This is a genomic window from Pseudomonas emilianonis (assembly GCF_023072625.1).
In the GTDB taxonomy this organism is placed as follows: Bacteria; Pseudomonadota; Gammaproteobacteria; order Pseudomonadales; family Pseudomonadaceae; genus Aquipseudomonas; species Aquipseudomonas paraveronii.
This window is the reverse complement of record NZ_JAKNRV010000609.1, coordinates 1-1,822: the sequence shown is the minus strand read 5'-3', so window position 1 is coordinate 1,822 and position 1,822 is coordinate 1. Positions and strand designations below refer to the sequence as shown.

1 protein-coding gene and 1 pseudogene are annotated in these 1,822 nt (G+C 65.9%); both read left to right on the top strand.

Annotated elements, in window-relative coordinates; all coding sequences use genetic code 11:
• Positions 1–167, top strand: a pseudogene (locus L9Z73_RS30005) (enoyl-CoA hydratase/isomerase family protein); the annotation flags it as partial.
• Positions 164–1,822 (top strand): acetyl-CoA carboxylase biotin carboxylase subunit (locus tag L9Z73_RS30000; RefSeq protein ID WP_282598801.1); only part of this gene is annotated, 1,659 nt, incomplete at its 3' end. The pseudogene L9Z73_RS30005 and the gene L9Z73_RS30000, both read left to right, overlap by 4 nt.

Below are 1,822 nucleotides of genomic sequence, written 5' to 3'. Positions count from 1 at the left end.
GGGCTAATGGTCGGACCAAGGCGTTGCTGCTGGCCAGCGTGGAGCAACCGCTGGGGCCGCTGCTGGATCAGGCCGCCGCGTGGTTCGCCGAGGCGGTGACCGGCGAAGAAGGGGTCGAAGGCACCCAGGCCTTTGTGCAAAAGCGCAAGCCACGGTGGGCCGAATGAACAAGATCCTGATCGCCAACCGCGGCGAAATCGCCTGCCGCATCCAGCGCACCGCCCAGGCATTGGGCTACCGAACCGTGGCGGTCTACAGCGACGCCGACGCCCAGGCCGCGCACGTGCAGATGGCCGACGAAGCCGTGAATATCGGCCCGGCGCCGGTGCAGCAGTCCTACCTGAATATTCCAGCGATCCTCAGCGCGGCCCAACGCACGGGCGCCGACGCGGTCCACCCCGGCTACGGCTTTCTCTCTGAAAACCCCGATTTCGCCCGCGCCTGCACAAACGCCGGGCTGACCTTTATCGGCCCCAGCGTCGAGGCCATTGAGCTGATGGGCAGCAAACGCCTGTCCAAACTCGCCATGCTCAAGGCCGGCGTCCCGTGCATCGCCGGCTATCAAGGCAGCGCCCAGGACGACGCCACGTTGCAAATAGAAGCCGAACGCATTGGCTACCCGCTGATGATCAAGGCCAGCGCCGGGGGCGGCGGTCGAGGGATGCGCCTGGTGCATCAGCGCGAACACCTGCAAGAGCAACTGCGCACTGCCCGCTCCGAAGCCCTGAATGCGTTCGGCTGTGACGAACTGATCCTGGAACAGGCGCTGATCGAGCCGCGCCACGTCGAAATCCAGCTGTTCGGCGACAGCCACGGCAACCTGATCTACCTCGGCGAACGCGACTGCTCGGTCCAGCGCCGCCATCAAAAAATCATTGAAGAAGCGCCCTGCCCGGTGATGACCCCAGCCCTGCGCCAGGCCATGGGCGACGCGGCGCTCAAGGCCGGGCGTGCGGTGAATTACGTCGGCGCCGGCACGGTAGAGTTCCTGCTCGACCGCGACGGCCGGTTCTACTTCCTGGAAATGAACACGCGCCTGCAAGTCGAACACCCGGTGACCGAGCTGATCAGCGGCCTCGACCTGGTCGACTGGCAACTGCAAATTGCCGCCGGGCAACCGCTGCCGTTAACGCAATCGGAGGTCAGCCTCAGCGGCCACGCCATGGAAGTGCGCCTGTACGCCGAAGACCCGGCACAGGGCTTTTTGCCGCAGACCGGCGCGGTGTTGCGCTGGGAACCGGCCGCGGGTGTGCGGATTGACCATGGTGTTCTGGAAGGTCAGCGCATCAGCCCGTTCTATGACCCGATGCTCGGCAAGATCATCGCCCATGGCGCCACCCGCGAGGAGGCGCGGCGCAAGCTGCTGCGCGCGGTGGAGGACAGCGTGCTGCTGGGCGTGGCGACCAACCAGCAGCTATTGGCCGACCTGCTCAAGCACCCGCAGTTTATCCAAGGCGATTTCAGCACCGCGTTGATCGCCGAGCACTTCAGCGACATTCGCCGCACGAACGCAACCGCCGAACAGTTGGCCCTGGCGGCCGCGCTGTTTTATCAACACAGCGCTCAGGCCCATGCCCCGGCCTTATCGGGGTGGCGCAACGGCGCTGACGTGCCACGGACCTATCAGTTGGCCGTCGACGATGAGGTCCAGGACATCACGGTCAGCGTCCTGGCCGACCATCGTCTGCAAGCCAACGGCATCGAGATCCGCCACCTCAGCAGCGACGGCCGTTGGGCCACTGCGGTGATCAACGGCATCCGCCGCCGCAGCGCCTACCACCTCGACGGCGCCCAGCTGTGGCTACGCGGCGTGAGCGTGACC